A 23849-nucleotide genomic window follows, 5' to 3' on the forward strand; every position below is an offset into this window, starting at 1 on the left:
AAAAAATATGCTACATATGGACGTATCTTATAGGTCTATGGACATCCTATTTCTTTCACGAAGAAAATTCAAAAAAAATACGTGTCGGAATGCTATTTTCAAAAAAGGAATCCTTCTGGAGGAGACTCAAAAAAAACAGCACCGTTTAAATCAAACGATGCTGTTTCTGACTAACCTAACTAATTTTTTTGTTAATACCCCATGTCGATGGCGTGCATTAATGCTTTGATATATCCGAAAGCATAGGCATGGCCTTGAAGTCCGCTTGCGGGATCTTTATGATAGGGTATGTGGTCGGGCATGACCATACCGGCATAATCTACATCGCGTAAGGCTTTAATGATCTCACCGAAATCCATATCCCCGTTGTCGGGATATACTTCTTGAAAATCATTATATCCTCCTTTGATATTGCGTAGGTGTATATTGAATATTTGTTTTCGTTCACCCACCCATTTGATGATAGGCAAAATTTCTGTTCGTGGGTTTTTCAAACCCTCAGCTGTGGATCCAAGACAAAGGTTGAAGCCATGCGACGGACTGTCGTAAAGTTGGGCAAAGCGTTTTATGCCCTCGAAGACATCAGGACTGTTCCATCGCGTTATGCCTCGGTACCCGACTGGCGCCGGGGGGTCTGCAATATGGTTGGCCAATTGCACATTGTATTCCTCGGCCACAGGAATGACCCGATCCAAGAAATAGGTGATACGCTCGAATATTTCGTCGATGTCCACTTTTCCTGCAATGGTGAGTCCTTCGTTTTTGGCAAGCGATTTTTCGAGGTTCCAGCTTCTGTAATACGTATTGCCACGGGTCTTGTCAAGTGTATCTTCAGTTCTTAGGATGACGTGTATGATGGTATTGTACATTAACGTTTTCACTCCGGTTTTACTGGCGACGGAAATCATTTGCTGAATCATTTCTATTTCGCGGTCACGTGCAGGGCTTTTACCCAACATGATGTTCGGGGTGCTTATGTTTTCAATGCCTGCGGACGACAATGGCAGGTGATAGGCGTCTAGAGTGATACCATATTTTTCGCAAGCTTCCCGTTTTCGCATGGAGTCATCTATGTCCCATCCGACACCCTCGATTAGTTTAGGGGATCCGCCATCCATATTAAAGACACCATAGCGGGCCAAAAATTCTAGGTTTTCTTTTCCAGTGCCCCCATGTTGACATCCGATTTTCATCAGCATCGGTTTTTTGGACATCTTGGAGATTTCTTCCTTTATATTTTTTGTTGATGTTTTTTCGCTGTGTGCCGAGACCGTACCCATTGATCCGAATGCAGCAGCTCCCAATCCTCCTTTTAATAAAGTAGAGAGGGCCTTTCTTCGATTTAACTTTTCAAGTTCTTTCATTTTTAGAGGTTTTTAAAAGCATATTTATCGACTTGGGCATAGCGGTGATTGTTACCATCGTTGTAGTTTAAAATGCCATTGCGGGTCAACTTTTTGCATTTCTACTTCATCATTCCGTTCTTTTAGGCCGCAGGCCAAGAATTTCTTATGAAGTTTTTGCAACTGCTCCCGATCTAACGTTACTCCAAGACCAGGTCCGTCTGGCACAGTAACGAATCCGTCAATTATGGGAATTTTACCCCCGTCAATCACCTCGTCGGCTTGCCATGGATAATGAGTGTCTAGGGCATAGTCAAGATGTGGGATGGCCGCCCCCAAATGCACCATTGCGGCCATGGAAATACCGAGGTGACTATTGGAATGCATTGAAAACCCCCTACCGAAGGTCTGGCAGATTTTATTCAGTTCCATTGATGCCCGCAAACCGCCCCAAAAGTGATGGTCGGACAAAATGATATGTTCCGACCCTAATCGAATGCTTGCAGGAAGATCTTCAAAAGAGGTGGTGCACATATTGGTTGCTAACGGAATATCGACTTTTTGACTCAATAGCGCCATATCAATTTGGCCTCTGACGGGATCTTCATAGTATTCAAGAATGCCCTCCATTTTTTTACCATATTTTATGGCGGTCTCCAATGACCAAATGGCGTTTGGGTCTAACCGCAAAGGTGTATCGGCGCCAAAGGCATCCCGCAAGGCTAAAATACTTTCGTATTCGATTTCAGGAGGACGCGCGCCACCCTTTAGTTTTATAGATTGAAACCCGAATGCCTCGCACATGGCTTTGGCCTGGTCGACTATCTGATCGGGGGATAGGGCCTCCTCTTGACGGGCCCGTAACCAACCGGATGCTTCCGTATCCTTATCTGATCCGAGTGCTCCCCCAGCACCTTCGTATTTATAAAAAAGATAGGCAGAAAAAGGAACTTTGTTTCTTGACCTTCCTCCCAGTAAATCTACAACGGGACGATCTAATTTTTTACCGATACAATCTAAACAAGCAACTTCGATTGCACTGAACAAATGTACCAGTAACCTTTGGTCCCAAGGTGCGACTCCCCGTTGGTCGTCGCGTTCCCCAAATTTTTGATTGATCAATGTCTTGATCGTATGGAGTTGAAATACGTCTTGACCGATTAGATGTGATTTTAATTCGGTCAACGCTTTGTATATTTTTTCGCTCCCGGGAATTTCACTCAGTCCGGTAATTCCAGAATCAGTGATTATTTCTACGATAATACGAAGTGCATAAGGGGCATGCAGCCCCGCCGCATTTAATAATGGAGGGTCTCCGACTGCAATCTGGGTGATATTTATATCGGTAATTTTCACGGTTTCATTTTAAATAGGAAATTCATTTTATTCGAACATTCAAATGGCGGCCAGCTCGGCAAGTAGTACATACAATGCGCTGTGGTCGAGCTCTCCTTTTCCCTGGGCAATAAGGGCATCCATATTGGCAGCGACCTGAGCGCTACCCTGTAAGGGAACAGAGAATTCTTTTCCAGCTTGAAGCGCGATGTTCATATCTTTTCGGTGTAGTTTTACTTTAAAGCCCGGCTTGAAATTGTCATCGATGATCCGTTGTCCGTGCAAATCAAGAATACGACTTTGGGCAAATCCGCCAAGTAACGCTTCCCTCATTTTTTCGAGGTTTACATCTGCTTTCTTTGCGAGGGCAAAAGCTTCAGCTACGGCCTGAATAGTCATTCCCACAATGATTTGATTGCAAGCCTTCGTCGTTTGGCCGGCCCCTGCATCACCAATCAATACGGCGCTTTTTCCCATTACATTAAATAGTGGGAGCACTTTGTCAAAGGCATCTTGGCTGCCTCCTACCATTATTGAAATTGTGCCACTTTCTGCACCTACCTGCCCTCCGGATACAGGAGCATCCAAAGCTTCAACTTTCTTTTCTTGAAAGGCGTTGTATATTTTTTTTGCGGTTGCGGGTGCTATGGTCGACATATCAACGAAAATCGACCCAGGGCGTATGCCTTCAATAACCCCGTCTTTGCCTAAAACTACGGTCTCTACTTCTGGCGAATCTGGAAGCATGGTAATGACGACGTCGCTATCATGGGCTAAGGCTTTACTCGTTTTATATTCTTTTGCCCCAGCGGCGGCGACCTCTTTGGCTGCCGCACTGGTTTCCAATATCAATACAGTGTATCCTGCCTTGATTAAATTTAATGCCATGGGTTTCCCCATTATTCCTAATCCTATGAATCCTACTTTTTCCATTTTTTGTGTTCTATTTTATGCGATTGTTCGGTTAAAATTAATTATATATTATTCTGTTGTTCTATACCAAAGGCCACAGTTGTGCGGCAATTAAAATAACGATAAGGCCGGTTACGCCCATTATCGTCAACATGGGTGAAAATGTTTTCAATAGTTCCTTTTCAGTCAAGTTACTCATTTTACATACAATCCAAAACCCGCTGTCGTTCATCCAAGGAAATATTTTAGAGCCACAGGCAATGGCAAGTCCGACATAAAGTTGATGGTAGCCGAGATCCATTGTAGCCGACATGCCTGCAAGAATTCCCGAAGCAGTAATCATGGCAACCGTAGCTGATCCTTGGGCGGTTCGCACCACCATTGCTATAAAAAAGGCGAGAGGTATGATGGCCATTTGATAGCCTTGGGTGAGTTCTCCGATGCGGGCACTAATGCCAGTCTGTTGCAACATTCCTCCGAAAGCACCTCCCGCAGCGGTAATCAATATGATGACTCCACCACTCATCAATGCGGTTTGTACTGCTTTTCCCATTGCCGTCTTATCTTCTTTTTTTTGGAGGACTAGCAGGATTAAGGCGGATAGTGCACCACAGATCAAGGCCGTGTTCTTTTCCCCAAAGAAGTTCACTAAGGCCAACAAGATATTTTCTGGGTTCTCTATATTCATAAATGTGTCAATGACCGCTTTGACGGTTATAAAGATCAAGGGAATTAAAACAGGAAGTGTAGAAAACCATAACGATGGCAGGTGGTCATCTGATTTTAAGGATAATGCTTTTATGTCTTTTAGAGGTGCATCTACCGAGTCACGAAGGGGTATGGGCCATTTTCGATTCGCCCATACGGCATACATGTAGCCAGTTGAAATTGTGAAGAGGCCCACCAAAATTCCACCGAGCATCATCATGCCAATCGGAATATTCATTTCACTGATTAAGAACAACGGTCCCGGAGTTGGTGGTACCAATGAATTGGCCATTGCGGCGCCTGCAGTAATGGCAAGTACCAAAAGCAAGTAGTTTTTGCCCATTTTGTTCGCCATCGCTTTGGCCAAAGGAATCATCAGGTAAAAAACAGTGTCAAAAAAAACGGGAATCCCCAGAAAGAAGCTACCACCTAAAAATGAAATAGGGGCATTTTTCATCCCGGTCCATTTGATAAGGGACCTTATGATTTTCTCTGCCGCGCCACTTTCGAGCATACATTTACCAATAATGGCGGCCATGGCAATAAGTATTCCGATTTTGCCACATGTCTCCCCGAAGGCAATAGCGATTCTTTTGCCGACATGCCAATGCGACATTTGAAGTGCCGCTTCGTTGGAGACGCCCTTGGTCAGGGCAAATGTTTCGACAGCGGAGGCCGGGGTCAATAAAGCTACGGCGAAGGCAGCGATCAACAGTGCAAGAAAAGCATGCAATCGAAGACCTATGATTCCGCCAACGACAATTATAATACCAATTAACAAAATAAATAAAGGGTCGGAAAAAAAACTAGCTAAAGCCATATTGTAGGATTACGCTTTTTGAGAATTTAAAGACTCGGCCATTTTCAATGCCCCTTGACTCACAAAAGTGGCATCAGAGCCACAGGCTATCAATCTGATGCCCATGTCATAATATGTTTTGTAATCGTCAGGATTGAACAAGAGAATTCCGACAGCCTTTCCCGCTTTATTGGCGGCAGCGATAATAGCCTTTAGGGCGCTGATATATTTGGGGTGGTCTAATTGGCCGAATATTCCTAAAGACATGGAAAGGTCTGAAGGCCCCACAAACAGCACATCGACCCCTTCCAAAGCCGCAATTTCATCTAAATGGTTTAGTGCCTCGGTAGTTTCAATTTGAATTACCCCTAAAATATTTTCTTTCGATTTTGTTCTGTAGCTGTCAAAATTTTTCCCAAAACTGGTGGCCCTGACCATTTTGGCTACCCCCCGTTTTCCATCAGGGGCATAATACAGACCATCGATTACTTTTTCTGCGTCGGCTGGGGTTTCTATTTGAGGGCACATGATTCCTTCGGCACCCATATCCAAGGCGCGCTGAATACGTCTTTTGTCATTGCTCTCAACCCTAATAATTGCACCCGTTGAACTAGCTTGTAGCGCTTGAAGCTGTAAGAGTGCGTCTTTTTCATTGCCTGAACCATGTTCAAGATCAATCAAGACCCAATCGAAACCTGCCTGCCCCACAATTTCGGCTGTTAGTGAACTGCCTAAGTTCAACCAGCAGCCATTTAGGGCTTCTCCATTTTTGAGTCTTACCTTTAAGTTTTTCATAAGATGTACAATTGGTTTATTGTTAAAGCTTGGATAATAGTTGGCACTTTACAATCAAGAGGTAGAATTTTTATTTTTACCCCATAATCGAAACAAGTTTTTTGAACTAGTTGTAATTTCAATAGATCGTTCAGTTTTTATATCTGGATTTTAGTAAAGCTTTAGATGGAAATTTGAATACTTGCAAATTTTCCTTTCCTGTCGTTTCCTGCAATTTTATACTAACGTTCAATTTATTTTAATGGACATATTAATTATTAGTTGTTAAATTATTTTGTATTTTGTTCACATATTCCCAAAATTCCCCTAGCATTAATAGCATATAACTATTTTTCAACTGCGGATATACTTTAATTTTGGATTTAAATTTATCATATTTTCAGAGCTACATTTCGGACGACCGAAGTGAGGCGCCCAAGGTTGTCTCGAGAGAACCCAAGGGGATAGCAGATTTTCAACTATGGCAAGAATTTCAGGCCGGCAGCGATATCGCATATGCTACTATTTATAGAAACAATGTGTCTTTATTATATAGCTACGGACTAAAATTGATCAGGGACAAGGAATTGATCAAAGATTGTATTCAAGAACTTTTTGTTGAAATTTGGAATTCCAAACATAAACTAGGTCGCGTAAAATCGATAAAATCCTACTTGTTCAAATCCATTAGAAGAAAATTGATTGCCGAATCTGTAAAGCGTCGCAAGAAATCGATGCCCCTTGATTTAAAACCTAATTTTTTAAAAGTACTGGCCACCCCTTCCATAGAGTTTGATATTATTGAACGACAATGTTTTGATCAGCAATGCCAAAAACTTAAAAAAGCGCTTGAAAAGCTTACCGATAGACAGAAAGAAATCATTCACCTGAAATACTACACCCAGTTGAGTTATGATGAGATTGCAGAAATTATGTCGCTCAGTACAAAGGGAACTTATAAGTTGATGGGCCGATCCATCAGTTTTCTTAGAAAAAATATGGGTAGCATTCTAATTCTGTCAATGCTCGTGCATCTTTAAGTTGCCAGTACTATTGGTGATTATGTGTCAAGACTTTTTTCATCAAAGGAAGGGTCGTCAGGGGTTTCTTGGATACCAGAATCATTCTTTGGAGTTTCTATATTTGATGAAGTTGAAATTACCGCATTTTGCTCCTGCTCCTTTGATTCAGAGTGCGTTACATGCTCGACGCCATCATAGGCTTCTTCCCTAGCCTCGTATTCTACTTCGATTTCATCTAGTAAAGTGCCCATCTTATGTTTATCCTTGATCATGGCCCAAGTCATGACCAAGCTGGTCACAATAATTACAAATAGCAGAATGCCCGATTCGAAACCGGCAATTTCTGCTTCCACAGGAATGGCATAGAATAATAGTATAGTAATTAATCCCCTTGGTGCGATAAAGATTTGTGGGAGAATATCCTTTCCGATAAAAACACGTAAGACTATAAATCGAATGATGTATATAGAAGCGATGATTAGAAGACTGACCAGCGCTACATTTAGGTTTAGCAAAGAAGTTAAAACGATGGTGATTCCAAATATCACAAAGAAAAAAGTACGCACTACAAAGGCCGTTTCCAAAGTGATAATGTGTAATTCGTGATAAATTTGGTGCATTTTTTCTTTTTCGAGAAAAATAGCCGTTTTTCCAGGAAAGAATAGTTTAACGTTCGCGATTACCAGTCCGAATACCAAGATAATTATCAATGACGAGAGATGCATCTTCTTACCTATAGCGTAAAGCAAAAGCAACACGGCAATGAGCAAAAATTGTTTGGCCTGACTTTTTATACGTTGAAAAATAAGTACAAGGGCGTAACTTGCGACTATGGCAATCACAATGGTCAGAACGATGTTGCCAGCAAAGCCTACGGCTCCTGAGTCTTGTTCGGGGTCGAGACCTCCCGCCAAAAAATAAAACATCATGATACCCATGATATCGGAAAAGGTACTCTCGTAGATGTGGAACTCTTTTTTATCGCTTGAAAGGCCTCCAACACTTGGGATTATAATGGCGGATGAAAGTATGGAAAGGGGTGTGGCATACAGCCAAGCCGATTGCATGGTCATATCGGGTATGAACTGATATAGAATCAAAGCGGCGACCCAAGCAGAACCGATGAGACCGATCAGGGCAATCGCCATTGATTTGAGAATAGGCACCAATTTTTCCCTTTTAAGCTCCAATTCCAGGGCCGCTTCCAATACAATCATGATAAGGCCTACGGTTCCGATAATTTCTAAGGTGCCTTTCAGACTCTTTTCAAAATCAATATGGTCTCCGATAAAATATTTCAACACAAACTGCAAAATAATACCCAGAACAATGAGCATCAAGACTGAGGGGATATTAGTTCTTTTAGAAATGCCATTGAACCAAAAAGATAAGATAACAATGATCGAAGCCCCGATAATCATGTTGTATGAAGACAATATTTCCATAGGGTAAGTGGGTTGTTTAGTATGGTCGTTGTTTAAAAATACTACTTAAATAGCAAGTTAAACTTTTTACCTTAAGATTCTTTTTTATGAAGTAAATAATGGAATTTTAAGGTGTTGCAAAGCGGGTGTCCACCATAAATAGATTGTGGGAAACAAAAAAATTGTATATTTGCACCACTGAAAGGATATAAAAGTATTCATGAGGGGACCATAATAGTCCTCTTTTTTGTTTGCAAGATTTTCTTTTTTGAGGTATTCAATACAAATAAGAGGGTGCGATTGTATTGTTGCTGAACGATATTTAGAAAGATTTTAAACGTTACGATTCATGTTAAAAGATAAAGTTAGGGCGCTTTTAGAAGCTGCTTTACAAGAGGATTCATCACTCTTCCTTATTGATTTTTCCGTGACACTTGACAATAAAATAAAGGTCGTTATTGATGGTGATCAGGGTGTTACGGTGCAAGACTGCATGAAAGTCAGTAGGGCTATCGAGCATAATCTAGATCGCGAAGAAGAAGACTTTTCTTTAGAGGTGGCATCGGCCGGGGCCGCTGCACCGATGGTGATGCCGAGACAGTATAAAAAAAATATTGGCAGAAAATTAGAGGTGAACACTTTAGGCGATACCTTTGAGGGCAATCTAACAGACGTTACCGAGAAGGGTATCATCTTAGAGTGGAAAGCACGTGAACCCAAGCCTATTGGAAAAGGGAAAGTTACGGTTCGGAAAAAAAAGGAAATCGGATTTGCCGACATAAACGAAGCAAAAGTTGTATTAAAATTTTAATTGTAGCATAAAAATGGAAAATATTGCGCTCATTGAATCTTTCTCTGAATTTAAGGACGATAAATTCATAGACAGGGTAACGCTAATGGCGATTTTAGAAGATGTTTTTAGAAACGCGCTAAAGAAGAAATTTGGCTCCGATGATAATTTCGATATTATTATCAACCCTGATAAAGGGGATTTGGAAATATGGAGGAATAGAATTGTTGTTGAAGATGGTGAGGTAGAAGATCCTAATGAAGAAATATCGTTATCTGAAGCACGAAAGATTGAGCCCGATTTTGAAGTAGGCGAAGACGTTTCCGAAGAGGTGAAATTGATTAATTTAGGGAGAAGGGCCATTTTAGCCTTGCGACAGAATCTTATTTCTAAAATTCATGAGCATGACAATACTACCATATACAAGCAGTTCAAGGATTTAGAAGGAGAAATTTATACGGCCGAGGTACATCATATTCGTCACAAGGCCATCATTCTTTTAGATGATGAGGGCAACGAGATTATTATGCCCAAAGACCGACAGATTCCTTCTGATTTCTTTAGAAAGGGAGATAACGTACGGGGAATTATAGAAAGCGTTGAACTAAAAGGAAGCAAACCGACCATAATAATGTCGAGAACATCTCCCAAATTTTTGGAAGCTTTGTTTTTTCAAGAGATACCCGAGGTTTTTGATGGTTTGATTACGATTAAAAAAGCGGTGCGCATCCCTGGTGAAAAGGCTAAAGTTGCTGTTGATTCATATGATGACCGTATCGATCCGGTAGGTGCTTGTGTGGGTATGAAAGGTTCCCGTATTCACGGTATCGTGAGAGAATTGGGCAATGAGAATATCGATGTAATCAATTGGACCAGCAATCCGCAATTGATGGTAACCAGGGCGTTGAGTCCGGCACGTGTTTCCACGGTAAAGCTGAATGATGAGAAAATGACGGCTCAGGTATATTTACGGCCTGAAGAAGTTTCGAAGGCTATCGGTAGAGGTGGTCATAATATTAGATTGGCAGGTCAATTGACTGGTTATGAGATTGATGTGTTCCGTGAAGGTGTTGAAGAAGATGTAGAGCTTACCGAGTTTTCAGATGAAATCGAAGGGTGGATTATCGAAGAGTTCAAGAAAATCGGAATGGATACGGCAAGAAGCGTTTTAGAGCAAGACGTGGCCGATTTGGTCAAACGTACTGATCTTGAAGAGGAAACAATTTCAGAAGTTGTACGCATACTAAAAGAAGAATTGGAAGATTAGCTATATATTAGCGGTGTTTTATTGAAAGAATAGGAATTAATATTTATGGCAGAAGTTGCAAAAATTAGGCTTAACAAGGTTCTCCGAGAGCTCAATATTTCATTGGATAGAGCTGTGGACTTTCTTAAGGATGCAGGGCACGAGGTAGAGGCGCGACCGACCACGAAAATATCTAATGAAGTGTATCAAGTGCTAGTCGACGAGTTCCAAACAGACATGAGCAAGAAGGTTGCTTCAAAGGAAGTCGGTGAAGAAAAGCGTAAGGAGAAGGAAGCCCTGAGACTGCAATTGGAACAAGAGCAGGAAGAAAGGCGTCTGGCCCGTGAGAAGCGAACTGCAGCATCTGAGAATATAATTAAGGCAAAAGCATCACTGGCGGGTCCTAAAACGGTTGGTAAAATCGATTTAGATAATAAGAAGAAGCCTAAGCCAGTGGTTGAAGAGGCACCCAAAACTGAGGAGCCAATAACTCCGGAAGTCAAAACTCCTGAGGTCAAAGCTCCTGCTGAGGTGAAGACACCTGAGGTGAAAGCACCTGAAACCAAGGCTCCTGAAACAAAAACTCCGGAGGTCAAAACTCCCGAGGCGAAGAAGACTGAAGTTGTCAAACCATCTGAGCCCGTTAAAAAGGAAGAGCCGAAGGAAGAACCCAAGGTAGTAGCAAAAAAAGAACCGGAAGAAGTTAAGGAGAAGCAGGAAGAAGCTGCGCAACCGGAAAGTGAAACGATAGCCACTAACTACAAAAAGCTGTCGGGACCAAAAATTACTGGTGCAAAAATTGACTTATCCCAATTTAATAAACCGAAGAAAAAGAAGGAAGATGCAAAAACTTCCGACTCGGTTGATAGAAAGAAAAGAAGGCGACGTATTGTAAGTGGTAACACTGCCAAACCGCCAGCAGCTCGGGGTACTGGCCCTAGAGGTGCGAATTCCGGATCTAGCGATGCGAGAAGGGGATCAGGCCCAGGTAGGCGTTTTGCTACACCTGTGAATAAGGTTGAGCCTACGGAAGAAGATGTACAAAAACAAGTAAGGGAAACCCTGGAAAAATTACAGGGCAAATCGAAAAAAGGAAAAGGTGCCAAATACCGTAGGGATAAGAGGGACCAACATAGACAGCAGACAGAAAAAGATTTAGAGCAGCAAGAACTTCAGAGTAAAATTTTGAAGGTTACCGAGTTTGTTACGGCAAGCGAGGTGGCTACGATGATGAACGTTTCAACGACCGAAATTATTTCGGCCTGTATGTCGCTAGGTTTGATGGTTACCATGAACCAACGATTGGATGCTGAGACGATTTCGATTGTAGCCGAGGAGTTTGGTTACGAAGTTGAATTTGTGACTGCTGAAATCGAAGAGACAATCGAAGAGCACGAAGATGCGCCGGAAGATTTAAAGCCAAGAGCACCAATTGTTACGGTGATGGGGCATGTGGATCATGGTAAAACTTCACTTTTGGATTATGTTCGTGAAGCCAACGTTATCGCTGGAGAAAGCGGTGGTATTACCCAGCATATCGGTGCTTATGGTGTAACTTTAGAAGGAGGTCAAAAAATCACTTTCTTGGATACTCCGGGTCACGAAGCCTTTACGGCGATGCGTGCTAGGGGTGCTCAAGTAACCGATATTGCGGTAATTGTCGTCGCTGCTGATGATGATATTATGCCGCAGACCAAGGAAGCAATCAGTCATGCGCAGGCCGCTGGTGTTCCCATTGTATTTGCAATTAACAAGATAGATAGGCCAACGGCGAATCCTGAGAAGATTAAAGATGGTCTGGCGCAAATGAATTTATTGGTGGAAGATTGGGGAGGCAAGATACAGTCGCACGATATTTCTGCAAAAACCGGTGAGGGTGTTAAAGAGCTTCTTGAAAAAGTATTGCTTGAGGCCGAGTTGCTAGAGTTGAAGGCTAACCCAGATAAACTGGCTTTAGGTACGGTTGTAGAGGCCTTTTTAGATAAAGGCCGTGGTTATGTATCAACTATTTTGATACAGGCAGGTACGCTCAAAATTGGGGATTATGTTTTGGCAGGTACCCATAGTGGTAAAGTGAAGGCCATGCATGATGAACGTGGAAAAGAGGTTCAAGAAGCAGGTCCGGCGACACCGATCTCTATTTTAGGGTTGGATGGTGCTCCGCAGGCAGGTGATAAGTTCAATGTCATGGAAGACGAGCGCGAAGCCAAACAAATTGCATCGAAAAGATCACAGTTGCAGCGCGAACAATCTGTTCGTACACAGCGACATATCACACTGGATGAAATAGGAAGACGAATTGCATTAGGCGACTTTAAGGAGTTGAATATTATCTTGAAAGGTGATGTTGATGGTTCTGTTGAGGCGTTGACTGATTCTTTCCAGAAATTATCTTCTGATGAGATTCAGGTAAATATTATACATAAAGGTGTTGGTGCGATTACAGAGTCCGATGTGTTATTGGCGTCTGCTTCTGATGCAATTATAATCGGCTTTAATGTTCGGCCAATGGGTAACGCGCGTGATGTAGCAGAAAAAGAAGAAATCGATATCAGAATGTACTCGATTATCTATGATGCCATCAATGACCTTAAGGATGCCATGGAAGGAATGCTTTCCCCGGAAATCAAAGAAGAGATTACGGGAACTGCCGAAATTCGTGAAACATTCAAAATTTCGAAGATTGGTACTATCGCAGGTTGTATGGTTACAAGTGGAAAAATATTACGAAATGCCGGTATACGATTAATTCGTGATGGTGTAGTAGTGTATACTGGAGAATTGTCTTCCTTGAAACGATTTAAAGATGATGTGAAAGAAGTTTCCAAGGGTTACGATTGTGGACTTCAGGTCAAGAATTACAATGACATATTCGAAGGGGATATTGTAGAAGCCTTCCAAGAAGTTGCTGTTAAGAAAAAGTTGAAGTCTAAATAATCACAGTAGTGAATCTTAAGCTGTCAAATTGTTGAGGGCTGTTAGTGGGATACTCAGATTTGATTTGATAAAGAGCAAAAAAAAATCGACCTAATTGGTCGATTTTTTTGGTTTTAATAGCATCGCGTCAGGATATTTTGCCCTGACCTCCATAAAATTTCGTTCCGCTTCCAATTTGGTTTTGAATCTTCCAACGCGTACGCGATAGGTGGGTGACTCAAAAACAATTTTCGAAGATAATTGTGGAAAATCTATTTCTACATTCGATTTTATTTCCTGTGCCTTTGAAGAAGAACCGAAGCCTACCTGTATTCTGTAGTAATCAGAATCGTCCTTGGGAGATTTATACAGGGCCATTAATTCGTTTATTTTTTGATCTTGTTCGATATTGATCTGTCCTTTCTGTGAAATTCCTAAATTGTAAATAAAGGCAAAAGCAATAACACTTATCGTTGTTTTCATTCTAATCTATTGTGTTTAAGTGGGTAGCTGTAAAAGTAAATCTTTCCGATCAGTCGACCAAAAATGTATTTATTTAGAACTGTTATAAATTATAAATTATAAATCCATTAACATTTTGCAAATAAAGTCTATGTCGTATTTTTGCCTGCAATTTAGGCATGGGAAACAATCCATAAATTTATCTAAAGCAATAGAAAATATCATGCCAAGATTTGAAATACTTTATACATGAAAAAGGTTATATACCGTAATCAAATTTCCAAAGTCTTAGGTATCGGTCTGGTGGTTTTCCAACTCTTTTCCATTTCGCTCAGCGCGCAGGAAGATGCTGCGGCCGCTGGAGGTGATCCAGTGAAAGGAAAGGCGTTGTTCAATCAGAACTGTGCTGCTTGTCATGCTTTGGACCGTAAAATGACGGGTCCTGCGCTGGCTAATGTAGAAAGTCGCCTTGCGGAGGACGAAGGTTTGGATAAAGAGTGGATTCATGCCTGGATAAAGAATAGTCCCGGGATGATCAAGGCTGGTGATTCTTATGCTAATAAGATATACGCCGAGTATAATCAAGCGGCGATGACGCCATTCCCGACTTTATCGGTCGAAGACATCGATAATATTTTGGCTTATACGGCAGCTGCCCCTGCTCCTGTTGCTGCGGCTGCGGGAACCGAAGTGGCGAATGCCCAAGGGGGTCAGGGATCAGGCTCTGGTATTTCCAATGAAGTTATTTTGAGTGCACTTATTTTGGTTTTTGGCTTGCTGGTGTTGATGTTGTTCATGGTGAACAAAACATTACGACAAATAGCGATGGCCAATGGCGTTGATTTGGAGAAAGAAATGGGTGAAAAGCGATTGCCGGTTTGGAAAGCCTTCGCTAAAAATCAATTTCTTGTATTAGTCACCGTAATTTTCCTGCTTTTGGGAAGTGCATATTTTGCATACGGCTGGATGATGCAGGTTGGTGTTGATCAAGGTTACGAGCCTATTCAGCCTATCCATTACTCGCATAGGATCCATGCTGGTGATAACAAGATTGAGTGTAAATACTGTCACTCTTCCGCTCGAGTTTCCAAAACTTCGGGTATACCATCGTTGAACGTTTGTATGAACTGTCACAAATCAATTTATGAAGTTGCTCCTGAAACCTTGGCAGAAGGACAGGCTCATGGTGTTGATTATAATGCAGAAATACAAAAACTGTATAAAGCAGTTGGTTGGGACGAAGAGAATCAAAAATATACAGGTGAATCCAAGCCGGTGGAATGGATACGGGTGCATAATCTTCCTGATTTTGCTTATTTCAACCACTCACAACATGTTTCTGTAGCGGGTGTTGAATGTCAGACTTGTCATGGGCCTGTAGAAGAAATGGAAGTTATGTATCAACATGCTCCATTGACTATGGGATGGTGTATAAACTGTCATAGGGAGACCAATGTTAAGGTCGCTGGTAATGCATACTATGAGAAAATACATGCCGAACTTTCCAAAAAATATGGTGTAGACCAGCTTACGGCGGCCCAAATGGGTGGATTGGAGTGCGGAAAGTGTCATTATTGATTAAAAAAAAGTAGCTAAATACCTATAAATAAGTATGGCATCAAACAAGAAATATTGGAAAAACGAAGCGGAGTTAAATCCTAACGATTCCATTGTTGAGGCGCTAAGACAGAATGAATTTGTTGAAGATATACCTGTCGACAAGTTTTTGGGCGATAAAGAGAATTTGTCTGCCACAAGTACCAATAGAAGGGATTTTCTTAAATATGTAGGTTTCAGTACGGCAGCTGCTACGGTAGCCGCTTGTGAGGGGCCGGTAATTAAATCGATACCTTATGTGGTGCAGCCTGAGAATATTATTCCTGGTGTAGCTAATTATTATGCTACCACAATAGCCGATGGATTTGATTTTGCAAGTGTCTTGATCAAAACCCGTGAGGGTCGTCCGATTAAGGTTGAGAATAATACCGATGCCAAAGTTGCTGGTGGGGCGAATGCCAGAGTGCAGGCATCAGTGTTGTCATTATACGATAGTACTCGTATTCAGGGGCCCTTGGCGAATGGAGAGCCGGTTGAATGGTCGGTCTTGGATGCTGCGGCCAAGGCGAAATTGAATGCATTAAAAGGTTCGGGCAAACAAATTGCTGTTTTGACACAGACTTATGCCAGTCCTTCGACTACAAGATTATTGCGAGAATTTAAAGAGGCGTATGGAAATGTAAACCATGTCGTTTATGATGCTATCTCCGAAGATGCTGCATTAACGGCATTTGAGAATCGGTATGGTGAGCGCGCCTTGGCCGATTATAATTTTGAAAATGCTGAAATAATAGTTTCTTTCGGTGCAGACTTTCTTTCCGATTGGCAAGGAGGTGGCTATGATGGTGGTTATGCCAAAGGACGTATTCCTAAAAATGGTAAGATGTCTAGGCATGTACAATTTGAGGCGAATATGTCGTTGACGGGGGCAAATGCTGATAAGCGTGTTCCTTTGACGCCGATGCAACAGAAAATTGCTTTGGCTCAGTTATATGCAAAATTAAATGGTACGAATGTATCTGGTGAATTGCCGGAATATGCGCAACGGGAAATTGAAAATGTTGCGGCACACATACGAAAAAATAAATCTGCAGCCGTTGTTGTTACCGGTATAGATGATGTAAATGCACAGACCGTAGTCTTATCTATTAATGATGAGATGTTGGGAAGTAGGGCTTTTGATGCCCAAGCGCCCCGATATGTGCGACAAGGAAGCAATGCCGCAGTAAATACTTTGATCGCGGACATGAAGGCTGGTAAAGTTGGGGCTCTGTTAATGGATGGGGTAAATCCAATGTATTCATTGCCTAATGCCGCTGATTTTGCGGAAGGTATTTCAAAAGTTGATTTTTCGGTGGCCTTTTCGACCAACTGGAACGAAACTACCGAAGTCACTCAATACACAGCTGCAGCGAACCATTACCTTGAATCATGGGGAGATGTCGAAATCAAAAAAGGGCATTACAGCCTAACGCAGCCTACAATTCGTGAGTTGTTCGATACGCGACAGTTTCAGGGCGCATTGTTGCAGTGGACGGGTAGTGAGAAAACATATTACGATTATATAAAGGAAACATGGAGCACTGCTGTCTTGAATGGCGGTGATTGGAACAAGGCGCTGCATGATGGTGTTTTTGTAGCTTCTTCCGATGTGTTGGAGACAGAAGAGTCAGACCCCGTAAATGGAGGTGTGCAATCTGATAAAGAGGAAGTGGAATCGTTGGATGATTCGGTTTCCGAATCTACCGTTATTCCTATTGCTTCCGCTGTACGAAGTTTGGCCAGTGCCACTAGTGGTGGGGGTATGGAGCTTACGTTGTATTCCAAGGTAGGTATGGGTGATGGCCAGCAGGCAAGTAATCCTTGGTTGCAAGAGTTTCCAGATCCAATTACACGTGTTTCTTGGGATAATTATGTGACTGTTTCCAAATCAGATGCCGAGAAACTTGGTTTGGTGAACGAGCATGTTGCCAACGGCGGTATGGATGGGAGTTATGCGAAGCTTACGGTTAACGGAGTAGCGCTTAACAACGTTCCGGTTATCGTTCAGCCCGGTCAGGCGCCAGGTTCTGTAGGTTTGTCTTTTGGTTATGGGAAACAAGTTGGCATGAAATCTGAAATGCAGACCGGTGTCAATGCATATCCTTTATATCAGAATTTTAATAAAGTTCAGTCCGTTACTTTGGAGAAGGCAAGTGGTATGCACGAATTTGCGTGTGTTCAGTTGCATAAGACTTTGATGGGAAGGGGCGATATTATTAAAGAGACAAGTTTAGAAATTTTTAATACGAAAGACCATGCCGAGTGGAATATTGTACCACAGGTATCTTTGAACCATCAGGAAGTTCCTGCTACAAGTGTCGATCTTTGGGATAGCTTTGACCGCTCTATCGGTCATCATTTTAATTTGTCGATTGATTTGAACGCTTGTACCGGTTGTGGTGCCTGCGTTATAGCCTGTCATGCAGAGAACAATGTACCTGTTGTTGGAAAAGAAGAGGTAAGACGTTCTCGCGACATGCATTGGTTGCGTATTGATAGGTATTATTCTTCTGAGGATACTTTCGAAGAGGATAATATTAAGAAAGATGAATTCGACGGACTTTCAGGTGAAAAAGGTTCTTTGGGTGGGTTTGGAGAGTTGGAGCATCCGGCAGCCAATCCTCAAGTGGCCTTTCAGCCGGTAATGTGTCAACATTGTAATCACGCACCGTGTGAAACGGTTTGTCCTGTTGCGGCAACATCACATAGTAGGCAAGGTCAGAACCATATGGCCTATAACCGATGCGTGGGTACTAGGTATTGTGCAAACAACTGTCCATACAAAGTGCGACGTTTCAACTGGTTCCTTTACAATAATAATGAAGAATTTGATTATTATATGAACAATGATTTGGGGAAAATGGTTATTAACCCTGATGTCAATGTTCGGTCTAGAGGTGTTATGGAAAAATGTTCCATGTGTATCCAAATGACGCAAAAAACGATTTTGGACGCTAAGCGTGATGGTCGTGTAATCAAAGACGGGGAATTCCAAACAGCATGTTCTGCCGCTTGTAGTAGTGGAGCAATGGTCTTTGGAGATGTCAATGATAAAGATAGTCAGGTGGCTGAGTTAAGCCATAGTAACAGGATGTACCATCTTTTGGAACATGTTGGTACCAAACCGAATGTATTCTATCACGTTAAGGTTAGGAATAACAACGAAGCATAATCATAAATTAAGCAAGTAACTATAATAGAAATCTATGGCGTCGCATTACGAAGCACCTATACGAAAACCCTTGGTTGTTGGAGACAAAGGCTATCACGATGTATCAGTCGATATAGCAGCTCCGGTAGAAGGTAGAGCCAATAAGCATTGGTGGATCGTCTTCTCTATTTCCTTGGCGGCATTTCTTTGGGGAGTGGGTTGTATTCTTTATACAATTTCTACAGGAATCGGTACTTGGGGGTTGAACAAAACCGTAGGCTGGGCCTGGGATATTACCAACTTTGTTTGGTGGGTAGGTATTGGTCATGCCGGTACTTTAATATCGGCCGTATTATTACTTTTCCGACAAAAGTGGAGAATGGCAATTAACCGTTCCGCTGAGGCAATGACCATATTTTCTGTGGTACAGGCAGGACTTTTTCCAATTATACACATGGGCCGACCATGGTTGGGGTATTGGGTACTTCCTATTCCGAACCAATTTGGCTCGCTATGGGTGAACTTTAACTCACCGCTTTTATGGGATGTATTTGCGATATCAACGTACCTTTCGGTTTCATTGGTCTTCTGGTGGACAGGGTTGTTACCTGATTTTGCCATGATTCGAGATCGTGCCGTAAAGCCTTTCCAAAAGAAAATATACAGCCTGTTAAGCTTCGGTTGGACGGGTCGTGCAAAAGACTGGCAACGTTTTGAAGAGGTGTCTTTGGTGCTGGCCGGTCTAGCTACGCCACTTGTACTTTCGGTACACACTATCGTATCGTTTGACTTTGCTACTTCGGTAATCCCCGGATGGCATACGACTATATTCCCTCCTTATTTTGTGGCAGGTGCAGTTTTCTCTGGCTTTGCCATGGTGAATACGCTATTGATCATCATGCGTAAGGTGTGTCATCTCGAGGCTTATATTACGGTTCAACATATCGAATTGATGAATATTGTAATAATGGTCACTGGGTCTATTGTGGGTTGTGCCTACATTACCGAGTTGTTCATGGCATGGTATTCTGGTGTTGAATACGAGCAGTACGCATTTTTGAACCGGGCTACCGGTCCTTATTGGTGGGCATATTGGTCAATGATGACTTGTAACGTTTTCTCTCCACAGTTTATGTGGTTCAAAAAGTTGCGAACAAGTATTATGTTCTCCTTCTTTATTTCGATTGTAGTGAATATTGGAATGTGGTTTGAACGTTTTGTTATTATAGTCACATCTTTGCACAGGGATTATCTTCCATCTTCATGGACGATGTTCTCTCCAACGTTTGTTGATGTCGGAATTTTTGTGGGCACGATAGGATTCTTCTTTGTATTGTTCTTATTATATGCGCGTACTTTCCCTGTTATTGCACAGGCCGAGGTAAAATCAATTTTGAAATCTTCAGGTGAAAAGTACAAGAAGTTAAGAGAAGCTGGAAAACCGCTTTATCAGATCACTATTATGCCAGATAATCGACCAGGCGCAACGATTGAAAAGGCTGTAGTGGAAAAACCGAAGGTTGCCCCAGTCGAAAAGAAAGAAGAGGTTTCTGCTTTGCTAGGTGCTTTAGGTGTTTTTGACCCGACAAAAGATACAGCCGATGATCTTAAGAAGGTGAAAGGTGTTGGTCCTAAAATGGAGGAGACCTTAAACGAGATCGGTATATACACTTTTGCGCAAGTAAGCAGAATGACCGAAAAGGAATACGATTTACTCGATTCTATTACCGGCTCTTTTCCTGGTAGGGCGCAAAGAGACGATTGGGCTGGACAGGCAGAAAAATTAAACAACAAAAAATAGATATGGCATCTAAAGTTATACACGCATATTACGATGATGACGATGTGCTTATGCATGCGGTCAAAAAGGTGAAGGCGGCCAAACACCACATCGAAGAGGTGTACTGCCCGTTTCCCGTTCACGGTCTTGACAAGGCTATGGGATTGGCTCCGACGAGAATTGCCATAACTTCTTTTATTTATGGTTGTTTAGGTTTGTCAGTGGCTACGGTTATGATGAACTATATCATGATTCAAGACTGGCCTCAAGATATCGGTGGTAAACCAAGTTTTAGTTACATAGAGAATATGCCGGCTTTTGTGCCCATTATGTTTGAACTTACGGTGTTTTTTGCTGCGCATTTAATGGTTATTACGTTCTACTTGAGAAGTAGGTTGTGGCCATTTAAGGAGGCTGAAAATCCTGATGTACGAACTACCGACGACCATTTCGTTATGGAAGTTGAAATACATGACAATGAAGACGAGTTGTGGGATTTGTTGCGTAATACGGGAGCTGTGGAGATTAATATATCAGAAAAAAACAGTCATTGAATATGAACAGTTTTAGCAAATTAGGAATTGTATTAGGGTTGGTTCTCTTAGTTGCTTCCTGTAAAAAGGATAGGAGTCCGAATTATCAGTATTTTCCCAATATGTATGAGCCTGTAGGTTACGAGACATATGGAGAAGTTGATTTTTTACCCAACGGACAAGAGGCAATGTTGCCTGCAGAAAACACGATACCCAGAGGTTGGATGCCATATGGAATTGAAAACACTCCAGAAGGTAAAGAACAGGCTAGGTTGTTGATGAGTCCTTTAGATTCACTTCAGAAAGATGAGAATTTGGCCAATGGTGCGCAATTATATACTATTTACTGTGCGATATGTCATGGTGATAAAGGTGACGGGCAAGGAACATTGGTAAAAAGGGAAAAGATTCTAGGGGTACCCAATTATAGTGATGTTGCTCGAAATATTACTGTGGGAACTACATATCACACCATTCAATATGGTTTGAACTCTATGGGTTCTTATGCCTCACAATTGGATACCAAGGAAATGTGGCAAGTTTCCGAATATGTGATGAAATTGAAAGAAGACTTATAATAAAATAATACATAGAACATAGATATGTACACGTTTTCAAATAGATTAAAAATAGGCTCCTTTATTTTGATGGCAGTGGGTGCGCTATGTATTGTTACCGGATTTTTGTCTGCTCCAGGAACTGTGGAGGAAGCAAAAGCGATAGTGGCAAGTCATAGTGATGGTCATGGGGAGTCCCATGGAGAGGAAGTTGGTCATGTGGCCGAGAGTCACGGTGCGGTTGCGCATGGTGAAGAACATGATGCCTCGCATGATGAACATTTGTTACATCAACTTCAGAACAGACCTTGGGCAGCACTTTATGTGGCCGCGTTTTTCTTTTTTATGATCGCTTTGGGAGTGTTGGCATTTTATGCGTTACAACGGGCAGCTCAAGCAGGATGGTCACCGTTACTGTTCCGAGTTATGGAAGGAATAACCGCATATGTGGTTCCCGGCGGTATTGTTGTGTTCGTTATCTTGGTACTTTCCGTAATGCATATGAATCACTTGTTTGTATGGATGGATGCCGATGTTGTGGCACATGATAAATTACTGCAAGGCAAGTCAGGGTACCTTAACCCTATCTTCTTTTTGATTCGTGCAGCTATATTCTTGGGAGGTTGGATTTTATACCGAGAGTATTCGAGAAAGCTTTCGTTGCGACAAGATGAGTCAAATGACAATTCTAATTTTAAGTTGAATTTTAAGATATCCGCAGCCTTTCTAGTCTTTTATCTTATCTCAGAATCGATGATGTCTTGGGATTGGATTATGAGTGTCGATCCGCACTGGTTTAGCACATTGTTCGGCTGGTATGTATTTGCAAGTATGTTCGTATCGGGTATCACAGTTATAGCCATGGTAACAATTTACCTGAAATCTAGAGGTTATTTAGAAGAGGTGAATGATAGTCATGTTCATGATTTGGCCAAGTTTATGTTCGGTATCAGTATTTTTTGGACATATCTCTGGTTTTCCCAGTTTATGCTTATTTGGTATGCCAATATACCTGAGGAGGTAACTTATTTCATTACACGAATAGAAGATTATAACCTGCCATTCTTTGGTATGATCGCAATGAATTTTATTTTCCCCATATTATTGTTAATGAATAGTGACTATAAGCGTATCAATTGGTTTGTGATTCTTGCTGGTATTGTGATTCTAGCGGGGCATTATTTGGATATATTTAATATGATTATGCCAGCTACCGTAGGAGACCAATGGTTTATCGGTATTCCTGAGATAGGTTCAATACTGTTCTTTGCCGGATTCTTTATATTCTGGGTTTTCAGGGCATTGACCACGGCACCGCTTCAGCCTAAGCGTAACCCGTTTATCGAAGAGAGCAGACATTTTCATTATTAATTGGTTTTTAAGGTATAATATCTAAAGATATACGATGACGACAATATTAACTTTAGCTGTTTTGATTCTAGTGGCAATTGCTATTTGGCAAATGACCAAGATATTTGAATTTTCTCAGCTTAGTGCACAAACATCCGAAGTTGCAAATGATGAAGATAACAAGTACAACGGTTATCTCCTTTTCGCTTTTCTTATATTTATCTATGGAATAACAATTTTCAGCTTTTGGAAATATGGTAAAATGCTGTTACCGGAAGCTGCTTCTGAGCATGGTGCGGATTATGATAAATTGGAGCTGGTTTCCTATATCATTATCTTTACGGTACAGGCCTTGACCCAAACATTATTACATTATTTTGGATTTAAGTATCGCGGGGAAAAAGGCAAAAAGGCCTTGTTTTATGCCGATAACGACCGTTTAGAGTTCATATGGACAATCATACCCGTTATCACTTTGGCCGGCTTGATTCTATGGGGACTTTACACTTGGACTACCATTATGGATGTGAATGATGATGATGACCCGCTAATTGTCGAATTATACGCACAACAGTTCAATTGGACAGCTAGATATGCCGGCGACGATAATGTTTTAGGTATGGCGAATGTTAGAATGATCGATATCGATAAGGCAAATGTGTTAGGCCTTGATGAAGCCGATTCATATGCTGCCGATGATGTTATTGTAAAAGAGCTGCATCTTCCGGTAGGCCGCAAAGTTAATTTTAAAATGCGTTCCCAGGATGTTTTACATTCTGCTTTTATGCCGCATTTTAGGGCTCAGATGAACTGTGTACCAGGTATGATTACCGAATTTTCATTTACTCCTAATAAAACTACTGAAGAAATGCGATTAAACGCTGATGTAGTTGACAAAGTAGAGCGTATTAATAAGATACGGTCAGAAAAGGCAGCGAAGGGAGAGCCGAATTCAGATCCATGGGAGTTTGATTATATTTTGTTGTGTAATAAAATATGTGGTAAATCACATTACAATATGCAGATGAAGATTATTGTCGAAACACAGGAAGAATATGAAGAGTGGATTAAAAGTCAACAGACTTTTGGTAAGACCATGGCTTCAGCACAATAAAAAAAGAATTAAAGAACAATAGTAAAAAAATAAA

General features: G+C 41.6%; 18 protein-coding genes. 11 read left to right on the plus strand and 7 right to left on the minus strand.

What is annotated here, in order from left to right; genetic code table 11:
* Nucleotides 1–191 precede the first annotated feature (191 nt).
* From BLS33_RS16565 to BLS33_RS16585, 5 genes are all read right to left on the minus strand, one after another.
* Nucleotides 192–1364, minus strand: a complete 1173-nt coding sequence (locus BLS33_RS16565) for a mannonate dehydratase (RefSeq protein ID WP_089892022.1) — start codon at nucleotides 1362–1364, stop codon at nucleotides 192–194.
* Between the two features lie 51 nt (nucleotides 1365–1415).
* Nucleotides 1416–2699 (minus strand): enolase C-terminal domain-like protein, encoded by a 1284-nt coding sequence (locus BLS33_RS16570; protein WP_089892025.1) that lies wholly within the window; start codon nucleotides 2697–2699, stop codon nucleotides 1416–1418.
* 39 nt (nucleotides 2700–2738) lie between these two features.
* Entirely contained in the window at nucleotides 2739–3611 is an 873-nt protein-coding gene (locus BLS33_RS16575) for a 2-hydroxy-3-oxopropionate reductase (protein WP_089892028.1), read from the minus strand.
* Between the two features lie 61 nt (nucleotides 3612–3672).
* Nucleotides 3673–5118: a GntP family permease gene (locus BLS33_RS16580; protein ID WP_089892031.1), complete on the minus strand. Its 1446-nt coding sequence runs from the start codon at nucleotides 5116–5118 to the stop codon at nucleotides 3673–3675.
* Between the two features lie 9 nt (nucleotides 5119–5127).
* Nucleotides 5128–5892 carry an HpcH/HpaI aldolase family protein gene (locus BLS33_RS16585; protein ID WP_089892035.1) on the minus strand — a complete coding sequence of 255 codons (765 nt, stop codon included), beginning with the start codon at nucleotides 5890–5892 and terminating at the stop codon, nucleotides 5128–5130.
* A gap of 356 nt (nucleotides 5893–6248) precedes the next feature.
* Here BLS33_RS16585 and BLS33_RS16590 point away from each other — a divergent pair, with 356 nt between their 5' ends.
* Nucleotides 6249–6911, plus strand: a complete 663-nt coding sequence (locus BLS33_RS16590) for an RNA polymerase sigma factor (protein WP_176801415.1) — start codon at nucleotides 6249–6251, stop codon at nucleotides 6909–6911.
* A gap of 20 nt (nucleotides 6912–6931) precedes the next feature.
* Here the strand turns inward: BLS33_RS16590 and BLS33_RS16595 are convergent, their stop codons facing one another.
* Entirely contained in the window at nucleotides 6932–8338 is a 1407-nt protein-coding gene (locus tag BLS33_RS16595) for a cation:proton antiporter domain-containing protein (protein WP_089892041.1), read from the minus strand.
* Between the two features lie 328 nt (nucleotides 8339–8666).
* On the opposite strand from BLS33_RS16595, the gene rimP reads away from it, so the two are divergent.
* Genes rimP through infB form a run of 3 tightly spaced genes read left to right on the plus strand, consistent with a single transcriptional unit; the run spans nucleotide 8667 to nucleotide 13290 of the window.
* Nucleotides 8667–9128, plus strand: coding sequence for a ribosome assembly cofactor RimP (gene rimP / locus BLS33_RS16600; protein ID WP_089892044.1), 462 nt, complete (start codon nucleotides 8667–8669; stop codon nucleotides 9126–9128).
* A gap of 13 nt (nucleotides 9129–9141) precedes the next feature.
* Nucleotides 9142–10374, plus strand: a complete 1233-nt coding sequence (nusA, locus tag BLS33_RS16605; RefSeq protein WP_089892048.1) for a transcription termination factor NusA — start codon at nucleotides 9142–9144, stop codon at nucleotides 10372–10374.
* A gap of 45 nt (nucleotides 10375–10419) precedes the next feature.
* A complete protein-coding gene (gene infB / locus BLS33_RS16610) occupies nucleotides 10420–13290 on the plus strand; it encodes a translation initiation factor IF-2 (RefSeq protein WP_089892053.1) in 2871 nt (956 codons plus the stop codon).
* Between the two features lie 90 nt (nucleotides 13291–13380).
* Here infB and BLS33_RS16615 read toward each other — a convergent pair whose 3' ends face one another.
* The gene (locus tag BLS33_RS16615) at nucleotides 13381–13752 is read right to left on the minus strand and encodes an SPOR domain-containing protein (protein ID WP_089892056.1); all 372 of its coding nucleotides are present in this window, start codon (nucleotides 13750–13752) and stop codon (nucleotides 13381–13383) included.
* A 228-nt stretch (nucleotides 13753–13980) separates the two neighbouring features.
* On the opposite strand from BLS33_RS16615, the gene BLS33_RS16620 reads away from it, so the two are divergent.
* Genes BLS33_RS16620 through BLS33_RS16650 form a run of 7 tightly spaced genes read left to right on the plus strand, consistent with a single transcriptional unit; the run spans nucleotide 13981 to nucleotide 23815 of the window.
* Nucleotides 13981–15309, plus strand: a complete 1329-nt coding sequence (locus BLS33_RS16620; RefSeq protein ID WP_089892059.1) for a c-type cytochrome — start codon at nucleotides 13981–13983, stop codon at nucleotides 15307–15309.
* Between the two features lie 34 nt (nucleotides 15310–15343).
* Complete coding sequence (locus BLS33_RS16625; protein ID WP_089892062.1) at nucleotides 15344–18502, plus strand: TAT-variant-translocated molybdopterin oxidoreductase; 3159 nt, start codon at nucleotides 15344–15346, stop codon at nucleotides 18500–18502.
* Between the two features lie 34 nt (nucleotides 18503–18536).
* A complete protein-coding gene (nrfD, locus tag BLS33_RS16630; RefSeq protein WP_089892064.1) occupies nucleotides 18537–20282 on the plus strand; it encodes an NrfD/PsrC family molybdoenzyme membrane anchor subunit in 1746 nt (581 codons plus the stop codon).
* 2 nt (nucleotides 20283–20284) lie between these two features.
* The gene (locus tag BLS33_RS16635; protein WP_089892068.1) at nucleotides 20285–20815 is read left to right on the plus strand and encodes a DUF3341 domain-containing protein; all 531 of its coding nucleotides are present in this window, start codon (nucleotides 20285–20287) and stop codon (nucleotides 20813–20815) included.
* A gap of 2 nt (nucleotides 20816–20817) precedes the next feature.
* The gene (locus BLS33_RS16640; RefSeq protein ID WP_089892071.1) at nucleotides 20818–21372 is read left to right on the plus strand and encodes a c-type cytochrome; all 555 of its coding nucleotides are present in this window, start codon (nucleotides 20818–20820) and stop codon (nucleotides 21370–21372) included.
* 24 nt (nucleotides 21373–21396) lie between these two features.
* Complete coding sequence (locus BLS33_RS16645; RefSeq protein WP_089892074.1) at nucleotides 21397–22722, plus strand: quinol:cytochrome C oxidoreductase; 1326 nt, start codon at nucleotides 21397–21399, stop codon at nucleotides 22720–22722.
* Between the two features lie 34 nt (nucleotides 22723–22756).
* Nucleotides 22757–23815: a cytochrome c oxidase subunit II gene (locus tag BLS33_RS16650; protein ID WP_089892077.1), complete on the plus strand. Its 1059-nt coding sequence runs from the start codon at nucleotides 22757–22759 to the stop codon at nucleotides 23813–23815.
* Nucleotides 23816–23849 lie beyond the last annotated feature (34 nt).

The organism is Kriegella aquimaris (assembly GCF_900103215.1).
Taxonomy (GTDB): domain Bacteria; phylum Bacteroidota; class Bacteroidia; order Flavobacteriales; family Flavobacteriaceae; genus Kriegella; species Kriegella aquimaris.